Genomic DNA, 3135 nt, shown 5'->3' on the forward strand with positions numbered 1-3135 from the left:
CTGAGCCGTTGGATGCCGAGCAGATCGCAGCGATCGTGGCGGCCTGTGGTCGGCTGCGGGACCGGTTCCTATTCTCCGTGCTGGCTGCGTCAGGGTTACGGATTGGCGAGGCGTTGGGATTGCGGCACAGCGATATCGACGCCGCGGTCCGGTTGGTGTCAGTGGTGCCGCGGCGCAACGCCAACGGAGCGCGGGCCAAGGGGGTCAGCGGTCGGCGGGTGCCGGTGCCGACCGGCCGGGGTGATCCGGCTCTACGCCGATTACCTGCACACCGAGTACGGCGACCTGGACAGCGACTACGTGTTCGTCAACCTGTGGTCAGGGCCGATCGGGCATCCGTTGACGTATGCCAGTGTCTACGATCTGGTCTGCCGGATTCGGGAACGGACCGTCATCTCGTTCGGGCCACATACTTTTCGGCACTCCTATGCCACAGAGCTGCTGCGTCGCGGGGTGGCCGTGGAGGTGGTGGCCCACCTGCTGGGTCACTCCTCGATCGCCACGACCGGCGACACGTATGCGCATTTGAAGGTCGAAGACGCGCGCCGCGCGTTGGTGGCCGCAGGGTGGCTGGCGGATCAGGACGAACCGCGGTGAGCGTCGAGGCGCTGGCCGGCGCACCCGAGCCGACGTTGGCTGAGCGCCTGGATACGCTGGTACGTCCGGAATTCCGGGCCGAGTTGTTGGTGCCCGCAGTGGGTGATCCCATCCTCGGGTCGCCTGCCTGTGCGGTGCCCGGCTGTGTGCACTCCAGCCGCTACGGCGGGCTGTGTCTGGCACACCTGGCCCGCTGGAAACAGGCCGATCGCCCGGACCGGCGGGAGTGGGCGGAGACCGCGGATCCCGCGGTGATGGGTCATCGACCACTTCAACCATGCCTGGTGCCCCAGTGCGGGTTTGGCCAGCAACGATATCGGTTGTGCTACAGGCATTCCCAAATGTGGGACAAGTCAGGGCGACCACCACTGGATCAGTGGGAGCCGGTAGTTGCCGAGGCGCCGACGCCGGTGTGTGCGCTGCCGGGGTGTGTGTTGTGGGCGGAACTGGACGGGGGCTGGTGCCGATCGCATCACGTTCGGTGGCGCCAGCAGGGCCGCCCGCCGACCGCCGAGTTCATCGATTACTGCGCCAGCTACGGCGAGGACCGGTTCGACTTGAGGGCGCTGCCGCCACACGCTACGGCTGGAGATCGGCTACGGACTGCAATTCCGGGTCGATGCCAAGCGGACCCGCACCACGCCCCGTTCCATCAAGGCGCTGCTGGATCATTTGGCCACCAGCGGCGCCAAGTCGCTGTTGGAGCGTCCGCTGACCGAATGGCTGGCCGGGCTACCAGCTGCTGCGGCGGTGAACACGCCGCGGGCGTTCCTCGGCTACACCATCGAATGCCTGCTCGACCTGCGGGACGGAACAGGCTGGGACGCCGAATACCAACGTGACGTGTGGCTATTGCGCCGCCTCGGAATCGCCGGCCACGACGGCGCCCGCCTGGATTTCACTGCGGTGCAACCACTATGGTTGCGGGACCTGGCCAAGCGGTGGTGCCGCTGGCGGATGTCGTGCGGGATCGGTATCGGCCAGCTCCGCAAGGACCGTATCGCCATAGTGCGTCTCTCGCAGTTCACGCCCGGGTTGGCGAACTCGACTGGCCCGGGCCCCCTGGACAGGGCGGCGCTGGAGGCCTACCTGGCCCGGTTGGCCGTCGAAATTGCGCACCCCAAGACCCGCAGCACCGACATCGGCGCGGTGACCGGCTTCCTGCACGCCGTACGCCAGCACCGGTGGGCATCGCTACCCGCGGACGTGCAGCTGTATCCCAGCGACCAGCCCCGCCGCGACGAGACACCCCCACCGCGGGCGATCCCCGAGTTCGTCATGGGCCAACTCGAAAACCCCGCCAACCTTGATCGGATCAACGACCCGCGGATCCGGCTGCTCGTGGAGATCCTCACCCGCACCGGACTGCGCATCGGGTGTTGAGGGACCGGCGTTCAACATGAGCATGATGGCGGCGTTGTCGGTGAGGATGATTGGCGCGGTTTGGTGTTCACGCTGACGCCGTGATGCGCGCGGTGACGGTGTTGGGTCGAAGAGCTCTCCGGTTTCACTATCCAAATGTCTGCGGTGGTGTTCACGGCACCGAACGAACGCCCGCAACACATCCTCGACGTGATCACGTGACGGTGTTGGGTCTGCGGTGGTGTTCACGGCGCCGGGCAGTGGGTGGGCGTGCGGGATCGCCAGCCCGGCCAAATCGGTCCAGGCAGACTCAGGTTGGTGCTGCCAGGAGCCGGCCGTGGGCGTGCAGGCCGATCAAGGTCCACAGGGGTTCGTTGAAGCCCAACCGTTGGCGGGTCGCGCATGCGGCCGCGGTCAGGACGGTCAGCGCATTGCGCAGCGGGTGGGTGGCGCGGGGCAGCTGGTTGAACGCGTCAGGGTCGAGCCGGATGAGGGCCTGGCTGCCGCGCTGCCATAGCCAGTCCAGGTGAGCGCTGCGTGTGGCGCGGCGCAGCCAGCGGCGCACGGTCGAGGGTGAACGATCGAGCTCGGTGGCGATGTGGCGGTGCCCGTGGCCGGCGGCCTTACTGGCCAGGGCGGTGCCGATCACTTCGGTGGTATCGGCCAGGCGCGGCTGCACGGCGGCCGGCAGCAGGATCTGGGTACCAGCGCAGCCGGTGCAGCGCGCCCGCCTCGGGCGCACGTCGAGGGTCTGGGCGCCCAGGCTACGGATGCGCCGGTGGCGACCGTATCCCCACCGTGTGAGGGTGCCGCCGCACCCGGGGTGCGGGCAGCCGATCTCGCCTGCGCTTAGGGCCTGCTCGGCCCACTCGACGGTACGGACGACGATCATCGGGCGCTGGGGTGGGCATGAGGCATCAGGGTGGTCTACCACAATGCAGTCCAGGAAGGGGTCATCTCGTGTTGGCCGCCCGGGGCCGGAACCGCCACTGCGCCAGTCGATCACCCCGGCGATCCTTCCGGCGCCGCGATGATCGCCGAAACGAACCCAGGCCACCGTGACCCCCCGGAACAGGGGGCGTCGTCACCATGCCGCCGCTCAGATCCCGCCGAAGCGTCCTCACCCTCAACGCCGGACCCCCACCCCCAGGTGGTCACCCTGAATGTCCGTCAACA

The 3135-nt window shown here is 68.2% G+C and carries 2 protein-coding genes and 1 pseudogene; 2 read left to right on the forward strand and 1 reads right to left on the reverse strand.

The annotated features are described in order from the left end of the window. Positions 1 to 597: pseudogene (locus WA944_RS08695) on the forward strand (tyrosine-type recombinase/integrase); the annotation flags it as partial. A gap of 672 nt (positions 598 to 1269) precedes the next feature. Further along, positions 1270 to 1980 carry a hypothetical protein gene (locus WA944_RS08700; protein ID WP_526611418.1) on the forward strand — a complete coding sequence of 237 codons (711 nt, stop codon included), beginning with the start codon at positions 1270 to 1272 and terminating at the stop codon, positions 1978 to 1980. A 289-nt stretch (positions 1981 to 2269) separates the two neighbouring features. Here the strand turns inward: WA944_RS08700 and WA944_RS08705 are convergent, their stop codons facing one another. Continuing rightward, entirely contained in the window at positions 2270 to 2851 is a 582-nt protein-coding gene (locus tag WA944_RS08705; RefSeq protein WP_526611420.1) for a helix-turn-helix domain-containing protein, read from the reverse strand. Between the last annotated feature and the right edge of the window lie 284 nt (positions 2852 to 3135).

It is taken from the genome of Mycobacterium sp. (assembly GCF_049683355.1).
Classification (GTDB): domain Bacteria; phylum Actinomycetota; class Actinomycetes; order Mycobacteriales; family Mycobacteriaceae; genus Mycobacterium.